Below are 25,098 nucleotides of genomic sequence, written 5' to 3' on the forward strand. Positions count from 1 at the left end.
ATGAGAAGAATGTTACTTATTATTATAAGTGCTATCGCGGCGTTCGCGCTCGCAGCATGTACCGGTAATAAAGTAGATGAAAGTACGTCAAAAAAGTTTATTCCAAAGGCGGAAGAAATTGTATCATTATTAAATGAGGCAAAGTATAAAGACGTGCGTGAAAAATTTGATAGTAAAATGAAAGCTGCATTGTCAGAAGAAAAGATGAAAGATCTTACACCTATAATAGAGAAAGCTGGTACATTCGAAAAAATTGAAAAACAATCGATTGAAGAAAAAGATGGCTTATATACTGTTATTCTTGTAGCAAAATATAGTAAAGAACAACGGACATTCATTATAACTTATAATGATAAAGAAGAAATAGCAGGTTTAGTTATTAAATAAAAAGAGTCCTTCTCGTATGAAGGACTCTTTTTATTCGATATCTTCAGGTCGATATTCTAAAATATCCCCAGGTTGGCATTCTAATGCTTTACAAATGGCTTCTAAAGTTGAAAACCGAACTGCTTTTGCTTTTCCGTTTTTCAAAATAGAAAGGTTAGCCATTGTAATTCCAACCTTCTCCGAAAGCTCTGTTACACTCATTTTTCTTTTCGCTAACATTACATCAATATTAATAATAATTGCCATATTATTCACCTCAGACCGTTAAATCATTTTCTGATTTTATATCTATCGCATCTTTTAATAGTCTTTGGAGAACGGCAGCAAAGACCGCGATTACCATTGAAGCAAAAATCATAATCATTCCAATAATAATAATGCCAGGGGCGTCATCTCTCTCTGCCACAAGATAGAAAAGTGGCATACCTAATACATATAATACACTAATTGCTAGTGCGCTGTACTTAATATTTTTTAAGGCTTTAACAGATAGTTCTGAGAATGCATTGTTCTTATCAATATAGTTTAAAAGCTTAAATGTTTGGTACAAAGCAAAATAATAAGGTATTGCTGTTGCGTATAAGTTGATAAATACAAGATATTTAATATATGCAATATCAGGATATAGTTCAGCAGCGAAGTTTCCTATTTTAGGAACTAAAAAAATGCACATAGCAAGAACAGGGATACCCATTAGAATCACAGCTGTCTTTAGGAAGAGTGTTGATCCTTGTTTCATAAAAAGCACCTCATTTATTTAATATCTTATTAATTTACCACGGAATTTATTGTTAAACAATAAATTTTTGTTTAATTCAATTGGGGATTTATTGTTTAACAAGTTAATAATAAAAAATCTTCTTTATAAGATAGATGAACTATACCGACATGTAATGAATAAGAAAGTTACTATTGTTAGCTTTAGAAAAATTGGGAACTAATAAAACATATGTAGGCAGTCAGAATTTTGTATGTAAATGAATGTGAAACTAATGGAGGCGCAATCATGTTTGTATTGGGTTTAAAGATGAAGAAGTTACTGTTAGTAGGAACGATCACACTAAGTATGTTATGTACTGAAAGTATGATGGATGATCATACGGTGGAAGCGAAAGTGAAAAAAGTAGAACGTCAACCGAAAAATGTAATCATAATGGTTATGGACGGAACGAGTTCTTCAGCAACTACATTAGCTCGCTTGTATAAAGGGAAACCACTTGCATTAGATGAAATTGTAACAGGAGGAGTTCGTACATATTCGGCGGAATCAGCTATAACAGACTCAGCTCCAGCAGCTACAGCTTTAGCGACGGGGAATAAATCGAATTCTGGATATGTAGGGGTATTACCTACTATTGTGAGTTCACCTGGCTTAAAATCAATAAAAGAAGAGGACAAGTTACGTCCAGTTGCCAATGTTTTAGAAGGTGCGAAACGTACTGGTCGCGCAACTGGAATTGTTGCTACAGCTGAAATTCAGCATGCTACTCCCGCTGGATTCTCTGCTCACCATGTAAACCGCAAGCATTTTGACGTAATTGCGGAGCAACAAGTGTATCAAAATATAGATGTCGTATTAGGCGGGGGAAAAGCGGCACTGCTACCTATAAAAAGAAAAGATGGTGAAGATTTAGTAAAAGTGATTCAAAATAAAGGCTACGACTTTATTGAAACGAAAGAGGCATTATTGAAATCTAAATCTAATAAAATGTGGGGCTCTTTCTCACATAATGCCTTAGCGTTTGATATGGATCGTGAAGCAACAAATCCGGAGCAACCAACACTTTCGCAAATGACGGAAAAAGCAATTCAAACGTTATCAAAAGATAAAGATGGGTTCTTTTTATTTGTGGAAGGAAGTAAGCCAGATTGGGCTGCACATGTGAATGATCCAATTGGGATGATTAGTGATGTATTGGCATTTGATAATGCAGTTGCAGAAGCATTAAGATTTGCAAAAAAAGATGGTAATACGATGCTAATAGCCGTAGCGGACCATGGTAACAGCGGTATTTCTATTGGCAATATGAATACGACAAAAGGTTATAATACTACGCCGGTCTCTACATATATTGATCCATTGAAAAAAGCGAAAATGACACTTGAAGGGACTATCAATAATTTGAAATCTGATATATCCAATGTAGAAGAGGTAGCTAAATTATACGGGTTGGACAATTTAACTTATGATGAAAAAGAAAGGTTAAAAGTGGTTAAAAAGAAAATAGATGTAGGTCCAATTTTCACTACATTATTGGCTAACCGTGCGAACATAGGCTTCACAACAGGAGGGCATACTGGTGAGGATGTATTTTTATATTCATACGGTCCTCAAAAGCCAGTTGGTTTGATTCAAAACACGGACGTTGCAAAGACAATGGCGAAAGCGATGGGCTTTAATTTAGAAGAAGTAACAAACAAATTATTTGTAGAGAGTGAATTAGCCTTTAAGCAGAATGGTGCGACTGTAACAGTAGATAATACTAATGCAGTAAATCCTGTGCTCATAGTAAAACGTAATAATGTAACAGCTCAATTATTTGTTAACAAAAATATAATTCGTATTAAGAATAAAGATTATGAATTAGGAAGTGTTGTTGTAGAAAGCAATGGTAAATTCTATGTACCAGAAGAAGCAAGTCGTTTATTCATAAAGCATTCTCGTTAAAAAAACGCCAATTCCTTAGCTACTACTTAGGAATTGGCATTTTTGTGTAGATGAGATTTCACTTGAAAAAAGAGGAAAGAGAACCACAAATTCTAGAGTGAACTTCTTGTAAATTCACCTATTTATGTTTTTCATCCTAGAAAAAATATTTCTCAACATTTTAGTACTTTAAAAAGATTGAATATTCGTATTATAACGAATATTATATTGCTATCGGCAAAAATCGATAATTTGCAGACACTGGGGAGGAAATACATTGAAAAAGAAAAAGAAATTAAAACCTTTAGCGGTATTAACAACAGCAGCAGTGCTAAGTAGTACGTTTGCTTTTGGAAGTCATGCAGCGTATGCTGATACGCCACCATCTCTACCAATTGATGAACATTTAATACCAGAGGAACGCTTGGCAGAAGCGCTGAAGCAACGGGGAGTAATCGATCAATCTGCATCACAAGCTGAGACATCAAAGGCTGTCGAAAAATATGTTGAGAAAAAGAAAGGGGAAAACCCTGGAAAAGAAATCTTGACAGGAGATAATCTTACGCAAGAAGCTTCAGATTTTATGAAAAAAGTAAAAGATACAAAAATGAAGGAAAATGAACAGGCGCAGCAACCCGAAGTAGGATCAGTAGATGGGCAAGGTCTAGGATTGAACCCAGGAAAATTAAATGGAAAAGTACCGACTACACCAGCGAAGCAAGCTGAGTACAATGGGGCTGTTCGAAAAGATAAAGTACTTGTATTACTCGTAGAATTTAGCGATTTTAAGCATAATAATATTGATCAAGAACCGGGTTATATGTATTCTAAGGACTTTAATCGTGAACATTATCAAAAAATGCTATTTGGTGATGAGCCATTTACGTTATTTGATGGATCGAAGATTAATACATTTAAACAATATTATGAAGAACAATCTGGCGGAAGCTACACAGTTGATGGAACTGTAACGGAATGGCTTACTGTTCCAGGAAAAGCGTCAGATTACGGTGCTGATGCGGGAACTGGCCATGATAACAAGGGACCTTTAGGACCAAAAGATCTTGTGAAAGAAGCATTAAAAGCAGCGGTAGCAAAAGGTATCAATTTAGCAGATTATGACCAATTTGATCAATACGATCAAGATGGTGATGGAAATAAAAATGAGCCAGATGGAATTATTGATCATTTAATGGTAGTACATGCAGGCGTGGGTCAAGAAGCTGGCGGTGGTAAATTGAAAGATGATGCAATTTGGTCTCATCGTTCAAAACTAGGGTCGAAGCCATATGCGATTGATGGTACAAAATCTTCTGTTTCGAACTGGGGCGGAAAGATGGCTGCATATGATTATACAATCGAGCCAGAAGACGGAGCGGTTGGTGTGTTTGCACATGAGTATGGTCATGATTTAGGCTTACCAGATGAATATGATACAAAGTATTCAGGACAAGGTGAACCAGTTGAATCATGGTCTATAATGAGCGGCGGTAGCTGGGCCGGAAAAATTGCAGGTACAGAGCCAACAAGTTTCTCACCGCAAAATAAAGAGTTTTTCCAAAAAAATATGAAGGGGAACTGGGCGAATATTGTTGAGGTAGATTATGATAAACTTCGTACGGCAATCGGTACTGCAACATATTTAGATCAAAGTGTGACAAAATCAAAACGACCAGGAATCATTCGTGTTAACTTGCCAGACAAAGATATAAAAAATATTGAGTCAGCATTTGGTAAGAAGTTTTATTACAGCACGAAAGGAAATGACATTCATACAACACTTGAGACACCAGTATTTGACTTAACGACTGCAACGGATGCTAAGTTTGATTATAAGGCATTTTATGAACTGGAAGCGAAGTATGATTTCCTTGACGTATATGCGATTGCAGAAGATGGAACGAAGACACGCATTGATCGAATGGGTGAAAAAGATGTAAAAGGTGGTATAGATACAACGGATGGTAAGTGGGTTGATAAATCATATGATTTAAATCAATTCAAAGGAAAGAAAGTAAAACTGCAATTTGAGTATGTAACAGATATTGCGGTAGCTTATAAAGGATTTGCGTTAGACAATGCAGCATTAACTGTAGATGGAAAAGTTGTTTTCTCTGATGACGCAGAAGGCCAGCCAGCAATGACATTAAAAGGATTTACTGTGTCTAACGGATTTGAACAGAAGAAACATAACTACTATATCGAGTGGCGTAATTACGCTGGGTCTGATACTGCATTACAATATGCACGTGGTCCAGTATTTAATACAGGAATGGTTGTATGGTATGCGGATCAAAGCTTTACAGATAACTGGGTAGGCGTTCATCCAGGTGAAGGGTTCCTTGGAGTAGTAGATTCTCATCCAGAGGCAATCGTAGGAACATTAAACGGACAACCTACTGTGAAGAGCAGTACACGTTATCAAATTGCCGATGCGGCATTCTCATTTGATCAAACGCCAGCATGGAAAGTAAATTCACCAACTCGCGGTATCTTTGACTATAAAGGATTACCAGGAGTTGCAAAATTTGATGATTCTAAGCAATACATCAACAGCGTTATTCCAGATGCGGGACGTAAGTTACCTAAACTAGGATTGAAGTTTGAAGTAGTAGGTCAAGCTGAAGACAAGTCTGCAGGTGCAGTTTGGATCCATCGATAAAATAAAATGAAATGAAGAGGAGCTGCCATAAGCTGGTGAAACTGACTTATGGCAGCTCTTTTCTGCTTGTGAAAAAGTTTGTAGAAGTTCATTTTATAAATGAAATGCTCCATTTGTCCAATTATAGCGCTATTTTGGGAGTAAGTAATTTGTAAGTATTGAGTAAGAAAAAAGAGATTTTTATAGTATATAATATTTATTATATCTACTTTTAACACCTGATACTAATAGTATGCTATAATATGAATTAGCAACAAAAAGGAAAGGAATTAGAAAAATGACATTAGAAAATACTAAAAATTTAAAAAAACAAGTTGCTCCGTATGAAAAATCAACGATTAAAAAAAGTGTGTGGCAACTTATTAACACAGTCGTGCCATTTGTTATTTTATGGTACCTTGCTTATAAAAGTTTGTCTGTTTCTTATCTGTTAGCATTAGTTCCATCTTTGTTAGCTGCTGGTTTTATGACAAGAATTTTCATAATTTTTCATGATTGCACCCATTATTCATTCTTTAAAAGTCGACCTGCTAATAGAATAGTAGGGACATGTATGGGGGTGTTAACGTTATTCCCATTTGATCAATGGGGGCATGAGCATGCGATTCATCATGCTACAAGTGGTAATTTAGATAAGCGAGGTACAGGAGATATTTGGACGCTTACAGTCGATGAATATGTAGCTGCACCATTTAGACTTCGTTTAGCATATCGTTTATATCGCAATCCATTCGTTATGTTTGGATTAGGTCCGATTTATGTTTTCTTGCTTAAAAATAGATTTAACCGAAAAGGTGCAAGACAGAAAGAACGTATGAATACGTATTTGACGAATATTATTATCGTTGCTGTAGTAGCAATACTTTGCTGGGCAATAGGGTGGCAATCGTTTCTGTTCGTACACGGTACGATATTCTTAATAGCAGGTTCAGTAGGGATTTGGCTGTTTTACGTACAGCACACTTTTGAGGATTCTTATTTTGAAGAGGATAAAGATTGGGAATATGTAAAAGCGGCAGTAGAAGGAAGTTCATTTTATAAACTTCCAAAAATCTTGCAATTCTTAACTGGTAATATTGGATTCCATCATGTTCACCATTTAAGCCCAAGAGTACCTAATTATAAGCTAGAAGAGGCACACAATAATACGCTTCCGTTAAAAAATGTACCAACAATTACACTTGCTACAAGCTTACAATCACTACGCTTCCGTCTTTGGGATGAGAAAAGTAACAATTTTGTTAGCTTTAAAGATGTAAAAAATATAATTAAAAATAATGTTTCTGTTCGGGTGAAATCGGAATTATAATTTCATCGGCTATAAAACTCCCCTTAATCATTTTCGATTTAAGGGGAGTTTTTGTTATATATGACGGATATTGAGGACGTGGAATACTCATATGTATGTATAAATTCAAGGGTACGGTAATCATATTATGTAAATAAGATAAAACATCATTATTTTTTATTATTGTGAAGGATATCATACATATATAATGGAAAGCAGAAGGTAGAGGAGAGTAATGATAAGAACAGAAACAACGTAATAAAATAATTCTTTCAAAAGGGAGGGGACAGGAAAGATGTTGAAATTACAAGGAAAATATAATGAAGCGAAAGTATTTACAAATAACGTTGATGAGACGGCGACTGGGCAGATTATTGATCTTTGTAATCAAGAATTTGTAAGGGATAGTCAAATTCGTATTATGCCAGATACACATGCGGGAGCAGGGTGTACGATTGGAACAACAATGACAATACAAGATAAAATTGTTCCTAATCTTGTAGGGGTAGACATTGGTTGTGGTATGGAAGTTGTTGTAATTGATAAGAAAAAAGAAGAAATTAATTTCGATTATTTAGACGAAACAATTCGTAAATTTGTTCCAAGTGGTTTTCGTATCCGAGATAAAGAACATCGATTCTCAAAAATGATTGATTTTGATGGTGTGAGAGCTCCATTTACATTACAACGCGCTCAAAAAAGTATAGGTACTCTTGGGGGAGGGAATCATTTCATCGAACTAAATGAAGACGATAAAGGGAATGTATATATTGTCATTCATAGTGGTTCTCGTAATTTAGGAAAGCAAATAGCAGAGTATTATCAGAACTTCGCATATGAACAACTCATTGATGTTACATCAATGAAAGATGAGATTATTAAGAGATTAATGAAAGAGGGGAGAGAAAAAGAAATACAAGAAACTTTACGTGGAATAAAGAAGCCTAATATTCGAAAAGAATTAGCTTATTTAGAAGGACAGGGATTCAAAGATTATATGAATGACATGAATATTGCTCAAAAGTATGCTGAGTTAAATCGTAAAGCAATGATTGATGAAATTGTTACGAGAATGGACTGGAAAATTACGGATCAGTTTACTACAATACATAACTATATAGACATAGAAAATATGATTCTACGAAAAGGTGCTATTTCAGCTCAGAAAGGTGAACGAGTCATTATTCCAATTAACATGAGGGATGGTTCAATTATTGCATTTGGTAAAGGTAATGCAGACTGGAATTTTTCTGGTCCGCATGGGGCAGGACGTATCATGAGTCGTAAGAAGGCTAAAGAATCATTCAGTCTAGAGGAATTTCAAAATACGATGACAGAGGTGTGGACTACATCAGTGGTAGAAAGCACAATTGATGAGGCACCAATGGTATACAAGCCAATGGGTGAAATTATCGAAAATACGAAAGAGACAATAGATATAAAGCATATTATTAAGCCATTATATAATTTTAAAGCGAATTAAAATGATAAAAGACCGCACATGAAGTGAAAGCCACGTGCGGTCTTTTATATAAGCAGGGTATTACATCGTCTCGCTAATTTTAGTCTCACTATTAGTGTTAGTAGAAATTCTTTTCTTAACTTTTAAGTGATAATAAGTGTAGCAAAAGATAATAAATGGTACAGTGCAATAGATTCCAAGTCGTTGTTCTGGGATAAAGATTAGACTGATTAATATAATGCCGTACAATCCAAAACCAAGTATTGGTACAAGTGGATAAAGTGGAGTTTTGAACTTTAAGTCCTCTAATTTTCCGCCGTCTGCTAAATAATGTTTACGGAAAAAGAATTGAGAGACACAAATTGACATCCAAACAATGATTGTTATGACGCCAGAAATGGAAATGAGCCATAAGTAAACCGTTTCAGCAGCTACAACGCTTGTTAAAAGAGAAAAAGCAGAAATAGCAATTGTCATAATTAAAGCATTCAAAGGTATTCCTCGTGATGATAATTTCTTTAAAAAGGCTGGAGCCATTTCATTTTTGGATAATGACCAAAGCATACGAGTTGCCGCGTACAGTCCTGAGTTTGCGACAGAAAGAACAGCAGTAAGAATAACAAAGTTCATAATATCAGCCGCATATGGAATGCCGATATTATCAAAAACAGCAACGAACGGACTTTTTGTTAATCCTGCTTCTTCCCAAGGAATTAAAGCAACGAGAACAAAGATTGCTAAGACGAAGAAAAACATCGTGCGCCATATAATATTTCTAATAGAACGAGGTAAAGTTTTTGCTGGATCTTCACTTTCACCTGCTGCGATTCCGACAAGTTCTGTACCTTGGAAGGAATAATTGACTGTAACCATTGTTAATAGGATAGCTGCAAGTCCATTTGGGAATAAACCACCATGATTTACGAAATTTGATAATAGCGGAGCTGGTTCGTCGCCTTTTAAATCGATAAAACCGAACATAGCGGCGCCGCCAAGAATAATAAAAGCGATAATGGCAGATACTTTTATACTTGAAAACCAAAATTCTGTTTCTGCATAACTACGAGCAGATAGTGCGTTAATCGTGAAGATCGTAACGCCAAATAGTAAACACCAAACCCAAACAGGAATATCAGGAAACCAGCGCTGCATTGTAATGCCGGCAGTTGTAAATTCAAGGCCGGTCGTATTCGCCCAGCTTAACCAATACAACCATCCGATTGTAAAACCAGTTGCAGGATTAATAAACTTAGTGGCATATTCCTGGAATGAACCTGAAACAGGCATGGCTACAGCAAGCTCACCAAGACATAGCATAACGAAATACATTAATAATCCACCAGCAATAAAGGCAAGTACGGAACCACCAGGTCCAGCCTGACTTATAATAAAGCCAGATCCGTTAAATAACCCCGTTCCAATCACACCACCGAGTGCAATCATGAATAAGTGTCTACTTTTCATCGTACGTTTTAATTCATTGTTTGTATTATTTACTTGCGCCATTGTTTTCCTCACTTTCGTAGTTGATAGAATAAAGTTTGATGTTTTTCCGTATTGTGGAATATATTCCGGGATGTGAAATCTTGTTATAATTTTCAGATAATTAAAAAGAAAAGTCAATATTTTTTTGTTTGCGTTTTCAAATTATCGTTCGCAGTATATTTTTATTTTTAGAAAATTGAATAAATAGATTGATTTCATTTCGGATTTTTGTTAAATTGATAGGTAATTGAGCGTACTAATATATTACAAGTGAAGTAGAGGTGAGTTATGGTACAGTCCATTGATCGAGCGATAAGTATTATAAAGTTATTAAATTCTACTAATGAAAAAGAGTATTGGGCCATTTCTGATATAGCGGACAGAACACATCTCCCAGTTAGTACAGTACATAGATTACTTAATTCTCTAATCGAGCATGGGCTAGTTATGCAAATTTCAGAAACGAAACAGTACAAAATTGGACCGATGTGGATGGAAATAGGATTACGACAATTGGAGAAAGTAGACTACAGATCTGTGGCAAGAGAAGTGATGAAGCGATTAGCCTCTGAAGTGGAAGAAAGTGTGTATTTGAACATTCCAAATGGAACACATTCTATTATCATTGAAAGAATTGATAGCCCATTAAAAATTCGAGTTATTGATAATCTAGGGGAACAGATTCCTCTTTCGATTGGTGCCGCAAATAAAACGATGCTTGCCAATATGAAACAGAATGAGATGGAATATATTGTTGAGCAGCTACTTTCTGCTTTACCAGAACAAAAGCAAATTCTTCTTGAGCAAATAAACCAAATAAGAAACGAAGGATATGCTGTCAGTTATGGAGAAAAAACAGAAGGGACAGCTTCAGTAGCTGCACCTATTATCGGATTTAATCATAAAGTAGTAGGAGCATTAAGTGTGGGGTTAATTAGTCATCGCATTAATGATGATCGACTTTCTTTTCTTATTAGTAAGGTGAAACAAGCAGCTCATGAAATATCAATAAAAATCGGCAGTACATCAGAACTATAATTTTGATAACTGTCGTCATTTTTTATTCATATACTGGAATTGATTTTCATAATGCGGAAAAATAGGGGGATATATATGTCAAAGTGGCAATCAAAAGAACAATTGATTCAATTATTAAGCAGTCTTGTTGAAATTCCTAGTATTACAGGGACAGAAGCTGAAGTGATATTGCCAGACTTCGTTGTGGAACAATTATCTGATTTACAGTATTTCAAAGAAAATCCGCACCATTTGCAAAAAAATCCGACAGGGGACGGACGATATTTTGTTACAGCACTAGTAAAGAAAAGCGATCGTACAAAAAATACCGTAATTCTAGTAAGTCACTTTGATGTTGTAGATGTACAAGATTACGGAGTGTGGAAAGAAGATGCATTCAATCCTAAAAAGTTAACGTCTATGTTTTATGCTCATAAAGATGAGCTTCCAGACCATGTACGTGAAGATATAGAACAAGGAGAATGGTTGTTTGGTAGAGGAACAATGGACATGAAATGCGGTCTAGCTTTACAAATGGCAATGATTGAGCAAGCTTGCGAAGGAAGATTTGATGGGAATGTTCTTTTATTGGCTGTACCAGATGAAGAAGTAAACTCGGTAGGGATGAGAGCTGCTATTCCAAGATTACTAGAATTAGCAAGAGAACATGATTTAGAGTATAAAACGGTACTAAATTCAGAGCCTATGTTTGCAAGACATCCTGGTGATCAAAAGAAATATATTTATACTGGTTCTATTGGTAAGGTGTTACCTGGTTTTCTTTGCTATGGTAAAGAAACACATGTAGGTGAACCTTTTGCAGGCTTAAATGGGAGTTATATGGCTTCATTAATAACAGCAGAATTAGAGTTAAATACAGACCTTTGTGATATTGTAGAAGGAGAAGCGAGTCCTCCGCCAACTAATTTACTTCAAAGGGACTTAAAGGAGGATTACTCTGTACAAATTCCGCATCGTGCCGTCACGTTATTTAATTTGTTTTTATTAGAAAAATCAATGACAGATGTCGTTTCATTGCTACGTCAAAAAGTAACGAAAGTAGCAGAGAAAATAGAAGAGCAATATGAAAAGCAAGCATATCGTTTTTCTAAATATAATCCGTTTATACCGCCTAATATGAAGGTGAATGTATTAACGTATGAAGAGCTTATCGCTTATGCAATTGAACAACATGGGCAAGAGAAAATAGATGATATTCAATCTAGTATAATAAAAAATAGAGAAGAGAAAGATGATCGTGCGGTAACCATTGATTTAGTAGATAAACTAGCTATTTTATGTAAAGAAAAGGCGCCGATGATTGTACTTTTCTTTGCTCCGCCATATTATCCAGCCGTAAGTTCACGCAACAATCCGTTAATTAAAGAAGTAGTTACAGAAATGGAAAAGTATGCAAACCTCAATCATAACATTACATTTGAAAACCAAAACTATTTTGGAGGAATTTCAGATTTGAGCTATGTGGGCTTACAAAATCCATTACATTCAATGAGTTCACTTGTAGACAATATGCCACTATGGGATAAAGGTTACTCAATTCCACTTCAGGAACTAGAAGAATTTGACGTTCCAGTTTTAAATATGGGACCGGTAGGAAAAGATGCCCATCAATGGACAGAACGTCTAGATGTAAATTACGCATTTGAAACGCTATTAGACATGTTACCGATTTGTATTGAAAAATTACTTGTTTCTAATAAAATTACACAAGTATAGTAGGGAAGGGGTGATTGAAGTTATTTTAATATAATTAACAACTAAAACGGCCAAACTCAAGTATATTCGAGTTTGGCTGTTTATCATGTAGTGCATTTCTAATTACATTCATGTGAAGTTATAGTTTTACTTTTTCGTTTGACCAGATAGTTCAACAGACTTTTGTGTACAACGTTGCATAGCTGAAATGATGGCTGTTCGTAAGCCTTTTTCCTCTAAAGTTGCTACAGCTTCTATCGTTGTTCCGCCAGGAGAACAAACCATATCTTTCAATTCACCTGGATGTATTCCTGTTTCTAGTACCATTTTTGCAGAGCCTAATACTGCTTGAGCAGCGAATTTATATGCTTGATTTCTTGGCATGCCATCTAGTACAGCAGCATCTGCCATCGCTTCTATAATCATATATACGTATGCTGGTGAAGAGCCACTTACAGATGTTACAACATCCATTAACTTTTCACTTACGATCTCTGATTGACCAAAACTATTGAAAATGTTTAGCACATCTTCTAAATCCTTTTCTGTCACCATTTCATTTGGGCATAATGCAGACATTCCTTCTCCAACAAGAGCAGGAGTATTAGGCATTACTCGTACAACTTTTAATTTTTGATTAAAGGCATTTTCAGTACTTTCAATACTTTTACCAGCAGCGATCGTAACGATGATAGCATCGTTTTTTATTACTTCTTTAATTTCGTTAATTACTAATGGGTATAAGTCTGGTTTAATTGATAAAATTAAAATATCAGCATTTTTAGCGACTTCATTGTTGTCAGTAGTTATAGTTATTCCGTACTTTTCACTAGCCTTTTCTAAATTCGTCGTGTTTAAATCTGAACACATGATTTTATTTGAAGACACTATCTTTTTGTTTAGCATCCCGCCAATTATAGCCATCCCCATATTTCCGCATCCGATGAATCCAATTTGTTTATCCATAATAATTCAATCTGGCTCCTTTTTAATAAATTATATCATTTCGAAAGTATTATCTTAATATAACAATAACATCTCTGTGCAATATAAAGAAACATTCTAAGAGAATATATTCCTTTTTGCAATACGAAAAGATAAAAATCGATTATATTCAATATTCTGTAAATATATACACTATAATATAAGGTTTATGTTTATAAATATGAGTTGAACTTATATCGATTTGTATTTTCATTCAGTAGGGAAATAATTTCATACAAGTAACTGGCAGCTCTATGTATTTTTAAAAATACCTCTTGACACGAAATCGAACTATATCGCATAATATAAAAAAATTAAACAGTAAATCGTTGAAGGGAAATAGTACATATGTCTTCTTGCGAAAGAGAGTGGAATTCACCGGCTGAAAGATTCCTCGTATAGAATATATCGAACCTATCCCTGAGTCTTAAATGAAAGTTTAGGCGTTCGCCTGCGTTATAGGCGCCAAGTGGATATCTATGTATATCAATTAAGGTGGTACCGCGGAACAATGACCGTTTCGTCCTTTTTATTTTATGAAGGGCGAAGCGGTCATTTTTATTTTGCTCTTAAATAGGCTAGGTGCAGCACTCATTAGAATAGAAATCGTTGCAAGCTGTATGAATAGAAGTGTAATGTATAAAAAACTTTGATTTTAGACTTGGGGGATAAAAAAGTGAAGAAACAGCGAATAGTTGTAAAGATTGGGAGTAGTTCTTTGGCGGATAGTCATGGAGGCATTTCTAAAGAACAACTTTCAGATCATGTTGCCGCATTGGCTCGATTGAAAGAGGAAGGGCATGAAGTTTTATTAATTACATCTGGGGCCGTTGCTGCAGGTTTTTCTGCTCTAGGATATCCTAGCAGACCTGTAACAATTAAAGGGAAACAGGCTGCAGCAGCTGTCGGACAAAGTTTATTAATGCAGGCGTACACGGAGGAATTCCGTAAATATGGTATTGTTACTGCGCAACTTTTGCTGACGAGAAGTGATTTTTCTAGAAAAGAACAATATAGTAACGCATACGCTACGTTAGGAGAGTTACTAAACCGTTCTGCTCTTCCAATTATTAATGAAAATGATTCCATCTCTTTAGAGGAGTTAACGTTCGGTGATAATGATATGCTGTCAGCTTTAGTAAGCGGACTTGTTTCGGCAGATATGCTTATGATTTTTACAGATGTGAACGGTTTATATGATAAAAATCCTCAAAAAAATGAGGATGCGAAAAAATATTATTTCCTTCCTGAAGTTACAGAAGAAATTGCTTCTCTTGCTGGAGATGCTGGCTCAAAACTTGGGACTGGCGGTATGAAATCAAAAATTGATGCTGCAAAGACGGCGCTATCTCTTGGGGTAAGTGTATTTATCGGTACAGGACGTGGACAAGAGAAATTTGTTGATGTTTTAAAGGGGAAAGGTGACGGAACGTATGTCGGAAATGCCCCTCAAAAAGAAATAAAGATGAACAAGCAATGGATTGCCTTGCATTCGGTTGTTAGCGGTCAAATTGAAATAGACGCCGGAGCAACTACAGCTATCATTCAGCATGGTAAAAGTCTTCTTCCTGCTGGTGTTACAAATGTGTCAGGATTTTTCAAAGTTGGCGATGTTGTAGAAGTCATGACGCAACAAGGGCGCGTAATTGGAAAAGGACAATGCACATATAGCGCAGAGGAATTAAGAGAGATAAAAGGTATGCAAAGCCAACATATTCAAGCAAGAGGCGAAAGGCATAATTATGAAGTCATCCATAGGGATCATTGGGTTTCACTTTAAGATAATCTTAAAAAGGAGGAAATAAAAATGAATGAAGTGTTGGCAAAGGGGAAACGAGCAAAAGAGGTTGCTAGGGAACTTGTACTAAAATCTACAAATGAAAAAAACGAAGCACTTGTTGCAGTTGCAAATCAATTAATACATGAAACAGCTTATATTTTAGGGGAAAACAAACGGGATATAGAAGAAGGTAAGGCAAAAGGATTTTCTGATTCACTTCTTGATCGTCTTATGCTAACTGAAAATCGTATTATTGATATGACAGAGGGGATTAAGCAGCTAATTGAATTACGTGATCCTGTAGGAGAATGTGTAAGGGAATGGGAACGGCCAAATGGATTATCTATTCAGGAGATGCGTGTACCACTTGGTGTTGTTGGCATGATTTATGAGGCAAGACCGAATGTAACAGTGGATGCTGCTACAATTTGTTTGAAAACAGGAAACGCAGTCATATTACGTGGTAGTTCTTCTGCTATTCATTCTAATAAAGCACTTGTTGCCGTTATTCACAGAGCGCTCAAACAAACAAGCTTACCAAAAGAAAGTGTACAGCTTATAGAAGATACAACGCGAGATAGCGCAAAGCAGTTGTTTACAATGAATGATTATCTAGACGTTCTTATTCCAAGAGGTGGTAAACAATTAATCGATACTGTTGTGAGAGAAGCATCTGTTCCAGTACTTGAAACTGGTGCGGGAAATTGTCATATTTTCATTGATGAAACAGCGAATACGCAAATGGCAATTGATATTATTATAAATGCAAAAACGCAGCGACCATCTGTATGTAATGCGATTGAAACGATTGTACTTCATGAGAAGTGGGCACAGCAATATGGTAGCGAGCTGTTCTCTTCTTTGAAGGAAAGAGGCGTGGAGCTACGTGGTGATCAGAGAGCATTGGCATTGGATTCTTCAATTGTACTTGCTTCAGAAGAAGATTGGGGAACAGAATTTTTATCTCTCACGCTGGCGGTTAAAGTAGTTTCTTCTATTGAAGAAGCGATTCATCACATAAATACGTATGGGTCTATGCATTCTGAAGCGATTATTACAGAGGACGAGGAAAATGCCAGCAAATTTTTCACTGCTGTTGATGCGGCTGCACTGTATCATAATGCATCAACTCGTTTTACTGATGGATCTGAATTCGGATTTGGAGCAGAAATTGGGATCAGTACACAAAAGCTACACGTAAGAGGACCAATGGGGCTTCCAGCATTAACTTCCACAAAATATATAATTCGTGGTAATGGACAAATTCGAAAATAAAAATAAAAGACACTCAATTCGTTTGGGTGTCTTTTATTTTAAAAATTATTTACCATACAAAAAGCCCAACGAGCATAGCGCTTAATAAGGAAACAGCCATTCCGCTCACAAGAAGCTTCCAAACATTTTTACCGATGACTGATGATTTTTCTCCGCCAAATAATGAATTGTAAGTTCCGTAAATCATACCTACTGTACTAAAGTTAGCAAAAGAAGCTAGAAATGTCGTTGCAACCGCAACCGTATGCGGTTGTAACGACTTTAAGTTTGATTTTAAATCCATCATTGCAACAAATTCATTCGTCGTTATTTTAATCCCCATTAATTCAGCTACATACATAGCATCGCTGCCCGATAAACCGAGTAAAAAAGCGAAAGGACTAAAGATAATGGAGAAGATTTTTTGAATTGTTAAACCTGTTACAAAAAATCCTAAAATCCCATTTAAACATGCTGTTAAAGCTACATAACCAATTACCATAGCTAAAATAACGATAACCATATTCATCCCGACTAACATACTGTTGGAAATAGTAGAAAAGAAATCCTTTTTTTCATGTTTGGAAGGTGTGTAAACAACGTCTTCTTCTTTCGAAACTTCCACAGGATTTAATACATTGGCTAAAATTAAGGCGTTAATACAGTTCAATGGGATTGCACTGAAAATATAAGTTGCTGGAACCATTGATAAATAAGCACCAAGAATGGATCCGCTGACGCTACTCATACTCATAATTCCAAAAGTCAGCAGACGATTTTCTTTTAAAACAGATAATTGATCCCGAACAACAGCAAGCGCTTCGGTGTTCCCTAAAAACATCATTTGAATCGAAAAGAAACTTTCTAACTTTGGTAAACGAGAAATCTTTGAAATAACTGCACCTACTTTATCAATAATCCAAGTTAAGATTCCGAAATAAGATAGAATATCGAAAAAAGTAATAACAAAGATGATAGGAAGTAATGCACTAAAGAAGAAATCAATGTGTGGACTGTCCATAGATGAAGGAAATGCAAATCGAATTCCTTCATTCGCACATGCCAGTAGCCAACTGAAAAATGAAGCAATTTTATTAATGATAATACTGCCTAGCTTTGTGCCTAACATAAACCACGTAATAAAAAGCTCCAATATGATGAGAATTACAATTGGTCTCCATTTTATATGTTTTTTATTAGGCGAACATAAGTAAACAATTAATATGACAACGAAAATCCCTAACATATTCAATATGAAATACATGTCAACAACTCCTTGAGGCTTATTATTTGTATATAAAAAAGCTCCTATTCTTCTTAATTTAGAATGAATGTATTTCAACTAAAATTTTGTTAATTCTAAAAATTCAGAAGGTAAAATTCGATAAACATAGAATTTAATATATAACAAACAAGGAGGGATAAAAATGGAGGTCTATCACATAACGAGTAGAAAGAGGGAAACTTATAACGTTCAAGTGAAATATTCGATACTTTTCGAATGTGCGCTTGGAATTGCTGCGATTACTCATAAGCGGTTAATTGATACTCTTGAAAAGAGCCAAAATGAATGGGAAGAAATTAAGAATTCATTAACAGAAGAAATGAGAGAGCACTTACAATTTGTCGAAGAACATAATACGTGGAAAGCATTGCTTCAGTTGTTGTATGAAGAAGATTTTCACGATGTATCGCAGTTTCATACTACAATCGATTCACTTTCAGAAGAAGATTTGAAGTATATATGTTTACCGTTTTTAGGGGAGAAGTATGAGGAGAAAAGACATTTAGCAGCAAGTGGAGATGTAACTGCAATATATGAATTAGAGGAGCTGACACAAGATCATCAGTTTTTCTCTACATATATTCGTTTTATATGTAATGTTGATGTACAAGTGCTGAAACCTCATTTAATCGCTGTAATGACAGGTTGGTATGAGAGTGTTATTCAGAAAGAGGAAGAAGAAATACTTTCTATATTAAAACGAGACTATGAAACAAAGGTTGAAATGAATAAAAAGATGAAACCAGAAGAGTTCGTCGAGTGGGCCACTGGTGGCGTGAACTATATGCCAGAGCCAAGTGTTCATCACGTACTTCTTATTCCGCAAATGACGTACAGACCGTGGAATATTGAGGCCGATATTGAAGATACGAAAGTATTCCATTATCCAGTTGCAAACGAAAGTATCCATCCTGAAGATCCATATGAACCGAACTATTTTTTAGTTCAAAAACATAAAGCTCTTGGAGATGAAGCGAGGTTACGCATTGTAAAAATGTTGTTCGAAAAAGAACGAACATTGCAGGAAATTACAGAAAGACTGCAACTTGGTAAATCGACTGTACACCACCATTTGAAATTGTTACGTGCAGCGAAGTTAGTGGATATACATGAAGGAAAATATGTATTAAGAAAGAAAGCAGTACAGTCTTTAGCGAAAGAATTAGATATGTTTTTGAATAGATAATTAACAACGAGAATGTACATAAAGGGAGGAATATAAAAGAAAAGTTGGTGTATGAAATTGAAAAATGTATTGAAAAATCGTTCGTTCTTTTTTATGTGGATTGGTAGTGCAATCTCAGAATTAGGAGGCAGTTTCGGAACGTTATGTAATTCAATTCTAGTATATGAGTTAACAGGGTCAGAAATGGCTTTAAGTAGTATGTGGTTATTATATTTCATCCCATCACTCATACTGCAATTAATAAGTGGCCCATTTATTGATAAATGGAGCCGGAAGTGGATTATGATATTTTCACAATGGATACGAGCGTCTGTATTCTTATTACCTTTGGTGATGCTAGTTTTAGGTAGTATAGAAGTTTGGCACATTTATGTTGTTCAAATTGTAGTGGGACTTATTACACCACTTTATACACCTGCAAGTCAAGCAATTACACCGAGTATTGTAGGGAAAGAACAGCTTCAAGATGCAAATGCGTACATTGATGGAATGACTCGCCTTATGATGTTTCTTGCGCCAGTATTAGGCGGAGTAGTCATTCATTTGATTGGAACAGAACTTACATTATCTTTCGTATGCATATGTTTATTTGTTAGTGGTACTGTCTTACTTTATATAAAAGAAAATAGAACGTCGCAACCTATACGGAAAACGTGGCTAGAACAGTTTCTTCACGGTTTTACATATTTTTTCACAAAACCAATCATCGTTTGGCTCGGTATATTTCTAACTTTTGTTCAATTTGGAGTAGGAGTAACAATGGTCACAAACCTTCCTTATATAAAAAGCGAGCTGTCAGCGGGATATGCGGAATTTGGTTATTTTATGGCCGGATTCCCACTTGGCTATGTAGTTGGATCTATACTAGTCGGAAAAGTAACATATAAAAGCCGGCGTATACTTATGCTTGGAGGATTGTTTATAGGGGGGCTCACATACATTTCGCTAGGGTTCAATCATAGTATTATCATTGCAATAATAATTGAAGTAATAGCAGGGATTTGTATTGCATTTTTCAATGTTCATAACACAACGATATGCCAACAGTCAGTTCCGAACAATATGATAGGACAAGTATTTTCAGTGCGATTATTTTTCATACGATCCGCTATGCCGTTAGGTGTGCTAGTAGGGGGAATATTGAGTGAAATGTGGGGAGTAAGAGCGCTATACTTTATTATAGGTTCAATTATATGTGTCACTTCTTTAATCGGAATCTTACTCCCATATTTCAAATTTTTAGATGGGGCACTTGAAGAGAAAACAGCATAATTCGAAAAATCTAAACTTTATAATTGAAAATAATTATCATAATCAACTATAATAGAAGTATAGTAGTATTCGTATTACAATGAAGGAGTGGGATATATGTTTATCGAAACGAAAACATTTACAGTAAAAGAAGGTACATCAAATATAGTTGTAGAACGTTTTACTGGAGAAGGTATTATTGAAAAATTTGAAGGCTTTATCGATTTAAGTGTTCTTGTGAAAAAAGTAAGACGAGGCGACGAAGAAGTAGTCGTTATGATTCGCTGGGAATCTGAAGAAGCTTGGAAAAACTGGGAAACAAGTGAAGAACATTTAGCTGGACATAGAGCGAGCCGTGGTAAACCAAAACCAGATCATATTATTAATGTGGATCACGCAGTTTATTATGTGAAATCATCGAAAGCGGCTTATCAGCAGTCGTAATATATATAATGGTAGAGGATATTTGTTTATTAAGAAACAAATATCCTCTTTTTTTTGATTTATAGTAAAATATGGATGTGATAAATGTTTATTTGTAAATGGAGGTAAATGAAGTGAAAAGAATATTACTAATGACATCTTTGGCAACGATATTATTATCAGCGTGTAGTAATAATAATGTGAAAAAAGAAGTATTTAAGAATGAGGAAGAAAAACGTGAAAGCAGTGCAAACATAGTAGAGCAGAAGGAGTATATCATTATTGATAAGAAACATAATGATATATTTCTAAAAGATGCTAGCTCAAATAAAGAAGACAGTGTGAAAGTAAGTTTAAATGATTTAAACTCAACAAAATGGAAGGCGCCTAAAAGAAACGGTATCCTAGATATAGGTGATCATATCTCTTTGGAAAAAGAAGAGGGTAAATATACACCTACATTAGTAAAAGATCTTGTTGGTGAAATAAAATATGATGGTACAATTAAATATAAAATTTTAGAAGCAACTAGTAAATCGGTAAAGTGGTTTCCGCTAAATAAAGAGAACAATGGAGGATATGTTCCGCCAGAGATGGTAAAAGTAGTGAACGCTTCGAAAATAAAAGCTGGAGACATTGTAACGATTCAAGATAAAACAAAAAGCAGTGAAGATGTAATTATATATGAACTGACAATTGTTGAATAAGTATGTAGAAGATGAAAGATATAAGAGAAGTAAAATATATAGGTAACGAATAACTCCTTAATAATGTGTGTGGAGGTTACAAATGTTAGAAGCACAAATATTTAAACATGAACAACATAAAAAATTAGTGCAAACAATAGTAGCGGAAACCTTGTGTACGGAAAAGGTAAATGGATTCATGCTCATCGGATCTGTCGCGAGAGGTGACGCATATCCTGACTCGGATTTAGATTTTTATATTCTTTTAGAAAACGGACAAAAGAAGAAATTTCGTTCTGAAACGAGAGAAGGTATTTTTGTTGAATATAAGTATGCAGATGTTAATCAAATATTAGTAAACTTTAAAAACAATCCGATGGAACTATATTCATTTTTAGAAGGTGAAATTTTATTTGATAAAAGTGGTGACTAAAAAAAATTAAAGGGAATAGCTATATCTGAATTTGAAAACTATCGTGTTTCTAGCGATAAAGTGAAAGGTATTTTTCATTGGTTGCATAGTTCGTTAATTAAAATTCAATCTGCTTTAAAAGCAAATGATGAGTTAAAAGTTTCATACATAGTTCATACGTCAACTTGGACATTGTTAGATGGGATATGGGCTGTTAATAATAAGCCTATACCACCAGCGGGATCTGTTTTGAAGTATATTAAAACTTTATCTATAGTACCAGTTAATTTTGAGGATTATATAAATAGATTGTTTTTAGGTGATACGAAGGACCGTATTAAAGCAGCAATGGAGTTAATTGAGTGGGTGCTTCATAAATAATACTGTGTCGGTAAATCGATATGTTGTTTCGAATCGTCGATATATTGAGAAAATCGTTGATATAAATTTCATATACTGTATAAGTAGCAACTAAAAGAGTGTAATCTAGTCAATTTTTTAACTAGATTACGCTCTTTTTAGCCCAACTGTATTTCAAATTCAAGCATAGCTTGATCTTTCCTAAACGGCATATCGAGTTCTTTAAATCGTAAGCTTATTCCAAACAAATTATTAGGAAGGGCAGGAGATACAACGAAATGATGACTCATATGTCCATCAGTGCCGCCACCACCTTCTGACCAACAGTCGTATGTATCATCTATTGATAATTGGAAGAAACTATGAGGCTTAACTTCATTCGTGGAATCCCAATCGCTATATAAATAAATTACACTAGCGTTTGCATATTGCCGAATAAAAGTTACGGTATACATGATACCTTTATATTCATACGTTTTACAAACAGGTATATGTTTTTGGAATTTAGTTGGTTCGACGCGAGGTTTAAATTCACCTTCGTCCATCATGGAAGAGAATAGTGAATTTAGATAGTCTGGATAAAATTCGTATTGCTTTGCCCATTTATAAATCGCTTCATCATGAGGAAAACCTGGGTTACCATCTGAAAGTTCTTTTCGTTCTTTTAATAGAGCACAAATCTTTTCATCGATAGTATATAATCTTTCATCGTAATAATCAGTAGGGCGTTCAAAACCCATTCGTTTCATAATCATTCCTCCTTTTCTTTATTTTAACAAATAAGAAAGGACGATATATTTTTTAATGTAAAAATTAAGTGAAAACTTAAAATCATTTATAAATTAAATATTGTAGATTTAAAATGAAGTTTCATAACAAGGTCTATTTTGCAGAGAAATTAATTATGTATAAAATAACAATAATATATCTTAATGCAAGAAAATCTAGAGAATCAAGCAGGTTTCCCATATGGTACAGTACGAAACGATTATAAGTAGTACAGTGATATAAATAGGAGGTTATCGCTATGACATCTGTATTTAAAGATATGGCGTTCCAGCTAAGAACGGAACGACTCGACCTGAATATGTGGGAGGAATCTGATGCAGTCTGGCTTAGAGAACTAATTGGTGAACGTGGAGTGGAAATGCCAACCGTTGAATCTGTTCGTAACGATCTTATTGAGAAGCGCAAGATAGCAGTTGAAAATGGTATTTCTCTTCTCACGATTCGTAGACGAGACGAAGGCGATTTCATCGGTTACTGTGGCTTAATTATCGGTCGTTCCACGCTTGAAGAGCCGGAGATTGCATACGAGTTGTTCCGCAGTGCTCATCGCATGGGTTATGCGACAGAGGCAGCATCAGCGGTATTGGAGGCTGCGATTGCTACGGGGCGCAAAAGACTATGGTCTACTGTAGGCGCTTGGAATACTGTGTCTTTTCGGGTGTTAGAGAAGTTAGGATTTAAGCGGCATCATAGTACGTTTGGCGAACGCGGTGAGATTGTTTGGAATGTGCGCGATCTATAGAGACCTGGCCAAATTTGAAATAATAAGAAATGTCAAAGAAAGCCCATATGTTAGGTATGGGCTTTTCCTTATAGTAAATATTGATTTTTTATTTATTTAAGTGTAATAGTCTATCTCTCACCTTAATTTTTCACATCATTATATAATTCCAACGCCTCTTTCACATTCAATCCATTTTTCACAATACCATGTATCGCTTGAATCATCGCAGCTGGATGTTCGGATTGCCATATGTTGCGACCCATATCTACGCCGATTGCACCTTCTTGCAGCGCGTTGTACGTAATGTTTAATGCATCTTCAATTGAATCCAGTTTTGGGCCACCAGCAATTACGACTGGGGCAGGGCATGTGCTCGTAATTTTTTCGAACCCTTCGCAGTAATACGTTTTAATAATGTCAGCACCCATTTCAACACATACACGGGAAGCAAGTGCTAGAAAGCGAGCTTCACGTTTTTGTAGTTCTTTCGCAACTGCGGTAATGCCGAGTACTGGCAGACCATAATCGTGAGCTTCTGAAACTACGTTTGCGAGATTCGTAACCGTTTGTGTCTCATAGTCGGACCCGACGAAAACAGACACACCTACGCCAATCGCGTTTTGTTTTACTGCTTCTTTTACAGGTGTAACAATTGTCTCATTCGCTAAATCTTTACCGACGACAGTAGCCCCGCCAGATACACGCATAACCATCGGTGTACTGCAGTTTTCAGGAATGCAGGAGCTAAGTACACCACGCGTCAAAAAGAGAGAATCCGTATAAGGAAGTAAGTTTTTAACTGTTTCAAGTGGCTGTTCAAGCCCATGAATTGGTCCTAAAAAGTAGCCGTGATCTATCGCTAACATAACCGCTCTGCCATCAGGTAAAATTGTATTTAATCGATTTTTAAATCCCCAAGTCATTCGAAATCACTCCTTTGTTAATGTTGGATTTTCCGTTTGTACCGTATCTTTATTTGGTAAATGTGGTGACTTTATAAAAACTGCTTTAAAAGGTTTGTCAGAATGGTTAATAAGATAGTGAGATTCATGTGGGCGAACTTGCAGGACATCCCCTTGTTTAATTGGAACTCTTTCGTTATTTACATAGAAATCTATTTCACCTTCTAATGCATAGAATACCTCTTCGCACGTTGTATGATAATGGTTTTGAAACTCTTGCCCAGGCTGAATGACAACAAGGCCTAAATCAATATTCGGCCCTTGTATTAAATATTTCGGCCCATTATCACCGAAGCGATAAGAGAAATCATTTTCATTCGCTTTTAACATACATTTCA

At 35.4% G+C, this 25,098-nt stretch carries 22 protein-coding genes, 1 pseudogene and 1 other annotated feature; of the genes and pseudogenes, 15 read left to right on the forward strand and 8 right to left on the reverse strand.

Annotated elements, in window-relative coordinates; translation table 11 throughout:
• Positions 1 to 387 (forward strand): DUF3887 domain-containing protein, encoded by a 387-nt coding sequence (locus ACTFRN_RS19155; RefSeq protein WP_001253792.1) that lies wholly within the window; start codon positions 1 to 3, stop codon positions 385 to 387.
• Between the two features lie 30 nt (positions 388 to 417).
• Here ACTFRN_RS19155 and ACTFRN_RS19160 read toward each other — a convergent pair whose 3' ends face one another.
• A complete protein-coding gene (locus ACTFRN_RS19160) occupies positions 418 to 633 on the reverse strand; it encodes a helix-turn-helix domain-containing protein (RefSeq protein ID WP_000974624.1) in 216 nt (71 codons plus the stop codon).
• 10 nt (positions 634 to 643) lie between these two features.
• Positions 644 to 1,126 (reverse strand): DUF2975 domain-containing protein, encoded by a 483-nt coding sequence (locus tag ACTFRN_RS19165; protein ID WP_000809097.1) that lies wholly within the window; start codon positions 1,124 to 1,126, stop codon positions 644 to 646.
• A gap of 267 nt (positions 1,127 to 1,393) precedes the next feature.
• On the opposite strand from ACTFRN_RS19165, the gene ACTFRN_RS19170 reads away from it, so the two are divergent.
• The 4 genes from ACTFRN_RS19170 (at position 1,394) to ACTFRN_RS19185 (ending at position 8,467) form a co-directional block, all read left to right on the forward strand.
• Positions 1,394 to 3,055, forward strand: coding sequence for an alkaline phosphatase (locus ACTFRN_RS19170; RefSeq protein ID WP_000497798.1), 1,662 nt, complete (start codon positions 1,394 to 1,396; stop codon positions 3,053 to 3,055).
• Positions 3,056 to 3,311: 256 nt separating this feature from the next.
• The gene (locus tag ACTFRN_RS19175) at positions 3,312 to 5,696 is read left to right on the forward strand and encodes an immune inhibitor A domain-containing protein (protein ID WP_088106741.1); all 2,385 of its coding nucleotides are present in this window, start codon (positions 3,312 to 3,314) and stop codon (positions 5,694 to 5,696) included.
• A gap of 277 nt (positions 5,697 to 5,973) precedes the next feature.
• Positions 5,974 to 7,005: a fatty acid desaturase gene (locus ACTFRN_RS19180; RefSeq protein WP_000171513.1), complete on the forward strand. Its 1,032-nt coding sequence runs from the start codon at positions 5,974 to 5,976 to the stop codon at positions 7,003 to 7,005.
• A 274-nt stretch (positions 7,006 to 7,279) separates the two neighbouring features.
• Complete coding sequence (locus tag ACTFRN_RS19185) at positions 7,280 to 8,467, forward strand: RtcB family protein (RefSeq protein WP_000916237.1); 1,188 nt, start codon at positions 7,280 to 7,282, stop codon at positions 8,465 to 8,467.
• A gap of 60 nt (positions 8,468 to 8,527) precedes the next feature.
• Here ACTFRN_RS19185 and ACTFRN_RS19190 read toward each other — a convergent pair whose 3' ends face one another.
• Positions 8,528 to 9,952, reverse strand: coding sequence for an amino acid permease (locus ACTFRN_RS19190; protein WP_000079961.1), 1,425 nt, complete (start codon positions 9,950 to 9,952; stop codon positions 8,528 to 8,530).
• Between the two features lie 267 nt (positions 9,953 to 10,219).
• Here ACTFRN_RS19190 and ACTFRN_RS19195 point away from each other — a divergent pair, with 267 nt between their 5' ends.
• Both ACTFRN_RS19195 and ACTFRN_RS19200 read left to right on the forward strand, forming a co-directional pair.
• Complete coding sequence (locus ACTFRN_RS19195) at positions 10,220 to 10,969, forward strand: IclR family transcriptional regulator (RefSeq protein ID WP_000250762.1); 750 nt, start codon at positions 10,220 to 10,222, stop codon at positions 10,967 to 10,969.
• A 75-nt stretch (positions 10,970 to 11,044) separates the two neighbouring features.
• Positions 11,045 to 12,685: a M20/M25/M40 family metallo-hydrolase gene (locus tag ACTFRN_RS19200; protein ID WP_000049551.1), complete on the forward strand. Its 1,641-nt coding sequence runs from the start codon at positions 11,045 to 11,047 to the stop codon at positions 12,683 to 12,685.
• Between the two features lie 126 nt (positions 12,686 to 12,811).
• Here ACTFRN_RS19200 and proC read toward each other — a convergent pair whose 3' ends face one another.
• Positions 12,812 to 13,630: a pyrroline-5-carboxylate reductase gene (gene proC, locus ACTFRN_RS19205; RefSeq protein ID WP_088106740.1), complete on the reverse strand. Its 819-nt coding sequence runs from the start codon at positions 13,628 to 13,630 to the stop codon at positions 12,812 to 12,814.
• A gap of 338 nt (positions 13,631 to 13,968) precedes the next feature.
• Positions 13,969 to 14,179 (forward strand) — a binding site (T-box leader).
• A 145-nt stretch (positions 14,180 to 14,324) separates the two neighbouring features.
• Here proC and proB point away from each other — a divergent pair.
• Both proB and ACTFRN_RS19215 read left to right on the forward strand, forming a co-directional pair.
• The gene (gene proB, locus ACTFRN_RS19210; protein WP_000744721.1) at positions 14,325 to 15,428 is read left to right on the forward strand and encodes a glutamate 5-kinase; all 1,104 of its coding nucleotides are present in this window, start codon (positions 14,325 to 14,327) and stop codon (positions 15,426 to 15,428) included.
• A gap of 27 nt (positions 15,429 to 15,455) precedes the next feature.
• Positions 15,456 to 16,703 (forward strand): glutamate-5-semialdehyde dehydrogenase, encoded by a 1,248-nt coding sequence (locus ACTFRN_RS19215; RefSeq protein WP_088106739.1) that lies wholly within the window; start codon positions 15,456 to 15,458, stop codon positions 16,701 to 16,703.
• Positions 16,704 to 16,752: 49 nt separating this feature from the next.
• Here ACTFRN_RS19215 and ACTFRN_RS19220 read toward each other — a convergent pair whose 3' ends face one another.
• Complete coding sequence (locus ACTFRN_RS19220; protein WP_074568057.1) at positions 16,753 to 17,946, reverse strand: NupC/NupG family nucleoside CNT transporter; 1,194 nt, start codon at positions 17,944 to 17,946, stop codon at positions 16,753 to 16,755.
• Between the two features lie 163 nt (positions 17,947 to 18,109).
• Here ACTFRN_RS19220 and ACTFRN_RS19225 point away from each other — a divergent pair, with 163 nt between their 5' ends.
• The 5 genes and pseudogenes from ACTFRN_RS19225 (at position 18,110) to ACTFRN_RS19245 (ending at position 22,306) form a co-directional block, all read left to right on the forward strand.
• Complete coding sequence (locus ACTFRN_RS19225) at positions 18,110 to 19,153, forward strand: ArsR/SmtB family transcription factor (RefSeq protein ID WP_074568058.1); 1,044 nt, start codon at positions 18,110 to 18,112, stop codon at positions 19,151 to 19,153.
• A gap of 51 nt (positions 19,154 to 19,204) precedes the next feature.
• Entirely contained in the window at positions 19,205 to 20,425 is a 1,221-nt protein-coding gene (locus tag ACTFRN_RS19230; protein WP_088106738.1) for an MFS transporter, read from the forward strand.
• 96 nt (positions 20,426 to 20,521) lie between these two features.
• A complete protein-coding gene (hmoA, locus tag ACTFRN_RS19235; protein ID WP_000469503.1) occupies positions 20,522 to 20,848 on the forward strand; it encodes a heme-degrading monooxygenase HmoA in 327 nt (108 codons plus the stop codon).
• A gap of 98 nt (positions 20,849 to 20,946) precedes the next feature.
• Positions 20,947 to 21,534, forward strand: coding sequence for a hypothetical protein (locus ACTFRN_RS19240; protein ID WP_014893627.1), 588 nt, complete (start codon positions 20,947 to 20,949; stop codon positions 21,532 to 21,534).
• Positions 21,535 to 21,616: 82 nt separating this feature from the next.
• Positions 21,617 to 22,306: pseudogene (locus tag ACTFRN_RS19245) on the forward strand (nucleotidyltransferase domain-containing protein).
• Positions 22,307 to 22,443: 137 nt separating this feature from the next.
• Here the strand turns inward: ACTFRN_RS19245 and ACTFRN_RS19250 are convergent.
• A complete protein-coding gene (locus ACTFRN_RS19250) occupies positions 22,444 to 23,040 on the reverse strand; it encodes a hypothetical protein (protein ID WP_070806326.1) in 597 nt (198 codons plus the stop codon).
• Between the two features lie 272 nt (positions 23,041 to 23,312).
• Here ACTFRN_RS19250 and ACTFRN_RS19255 point away from each other — a divergent pair, with 272 nt between their 5' ends.
• Complete coding sequence (locus ACTFRN_RS19255) at positions 23,313 to 23,816, forward strand: GNAT family N-acetyltransferase (protein WP_074568061.1); 504 nt, start codon at positions 23,313 to 23,315, stop codon at positions 23,814 to 23,816.
• Positions 23,817 to 23,938: 122 nt separating this feature from the next.
• On the opposite strand, the gene lsrF is transcribed toward ACTFRN_RS19255, so the two are convergent.
• Both lsrF and ACTFRN_RS19265 read right to left on the reverse strand, forming a co-directional pair.
• Positions 23,939 to 24,721 (reverse strand): 3-hydroxy-5-phosphonooxypentane-2,4-dione thiolase, encoded by a 783-nt coding sequence (lsrF, locus tag ACTFRN_RS19260; RefSeq protein ID WP_000219783.1) that lies wholly within the window; start codon positions 24,719 to 24,721, stop codon positions 23,939 to 23,941.
• 6 nt (positions 24,722 to 24,727) lie between these two features.
• Positions 24,728 to 25,090, reverse strand: coding sequence for a cupin domain-containing protein (locus ACTFRN_RS19265; protein ID WP_000909986.1), 363 nt, complete (start codon positions 25,088 to 25,090; stop codon positions 24,728 to 24,730).
• Positions 25,091 to 25,098: the final 8 nt, after the last annotated feature.

The sequence above is a fragment of the Bacillus cereus group sp. MYBK245-2 genome (genome assembly GCF_051916145.1).
GTDB classification, from domain to species: domain Bacteria; phylum Bacillota; class Bacilli; order Bacillales; family Bacillaceae_G; genus Bacillus_A; species Bacillus_A pacificus.

What these genes read in the sequence shown, in the direction of transcription:
- ACTFRN_RS19170 (WP_000497798.1), top strand. Translation starts at nt 1,394, where the DNA reads ATGTTTGTATTGGGTTTAAAGATGAAGAAGTTACTGTTAGTAGGAACG.
- ACTFRN_RS19225 (WP_074568058.1), top strand. Translation starts at nt 18,110, where the DNA reads ATGGAGGTCTATCACATAACGAGTAGAAAGAGGGAAACTTATAACGTT.
- ACTFRN_RS19185 (WP_000916237.1), top strand. Translation starts at nt 7,280, where the DNA reads ATGTTGAAATTACAAGGAAAATATAATGAAGCGAAAGTATTTACAAAT.
- ACTFRN_RS19165 (WP_000809097.1), bottom strand. Translation starts at nt 1,126, where the DNA reads ATGAAACAAGGATCAACACTCTTCCTAAAGACAGCTGTGATTCTAATG.
- ACTFRN_RS19160 (WP_000974624.1), bottom strand. Translation starts at nt 633, where the DNA reads ATGGCAATTATTATTAATATTGATGTAATGTTAGCGAAAAGAAAAATG.
- hmoA (WP_000469503.1), top strand. Translation starts at nt 20,522, where the DNA reads ATGTTTATCGAAACGAAAACATTTACAGTAAAAGAAGGTACATCAAAT.
- ACTFRN_RS19195 (WP_000250762.1), top strand. Translation starts at nt 10,220, where the DNA reads ATGGTACAGTCCATTGATCGAGCGATAAGTATTATAAAGTTATTAAAT.
- ACTFRN_RS19265 (WP_000909986.1), bottom strand. Translation starts at nt 25,090, where the DNA reads ATGTTAAAAGCGAATGAAAATGATTTCTCTTATCGCTTCGGTGATAAT.
- ACTFRN_RS19200 (WP_000049551.1), top strand. Translation starts at nt 11,045, where the DNA reads ATGTCAAAGTGGCAATCAAAAGAACAATTGATTCAATTATTAAGCAGT.
- proC (WP_088106740.1), bottom strand. Translation starts at nt 13,630, where the DNA reads ATGGATAAACAAATTGGATTCATCGGATGCGGAAATATGGGGATGGCT.
- ACTFRN_RS19250 (WP_070806326.1), bottom strand. Translation starts at nt 23,040, where the DNA reads ATGATTATGAAACGAATGGGTTTTGAACGCCCTACTGATTATTACGAT.
- ACTFRN_RS19190 (WP_000079961.1), bottom strand. Translation starts at nt 9,952, where the DNA reads ATGGCGCAAGTAAATAATACAAACAATGAATTAAAACGTACGATGAAA.
- ACTFRN_RS19180 (WP_000171513.1), top strand. Translation starts at nt 5,974, where the DNA reads ATGACATTAGAAAATACTAAAAATTTAAAAAAACAAGTTGCTCCGTAT.
- ACTFRN_RS19215 (WP_088106739.1), top strand. Translation starts at nt 15,456, where the DNA reads ATGAATGAAGTGTTGGCAAAGGGGAAACGAGCAAAAGAGGTTGCTAGG.
- ACTFRN_RS19230 (WP_088106738.1), top strand. Translation starts at nt 19,205, where the DNA reads ATGAAATTGAAAAATGTATTGAAAAATCGTTCGTTCTTTTTTATGTGG.
- ACTFRN_RS19240 (WP_014893627.1), top strand. Translation starts at nt 20,947, where the DNA reads ATGGAGGTAAATGAAGTGAAAAGAATATTACTAATGACATCTTTGGCA.
- ACTFRN_RS19220 (WP_074568057.1), bottom strand. Translation starts at nt 17,946, where the DNA reads ATGTATTTCATATTGAATATGTTAGGGATTTTCGTTGTCATATTAATT.
- ACTFRN_RS19255 (WP_074568061.1), top strand. Translation starts at nt 23,313, where the DNA reads ATGACATCTGTATTTAAAGATATGGCGTTCCAGCTAAGAACGGAACGA.
- lsrF (WP_000219783.1), bottom strand. Translation starts at nt 24,721, where the DNA reads ATGACTTGGGGATTTAAAAATCGATTAAATACAATTTTACCTGATGGC.
- ACTFRN_RS19155 (WP_001253792.1), top strand. Translation starts at nt 1, where the DNA reads ATGAGAAGAATGTTACTTATTATTATAAGTGCTATCGCGGCGTTCGCG.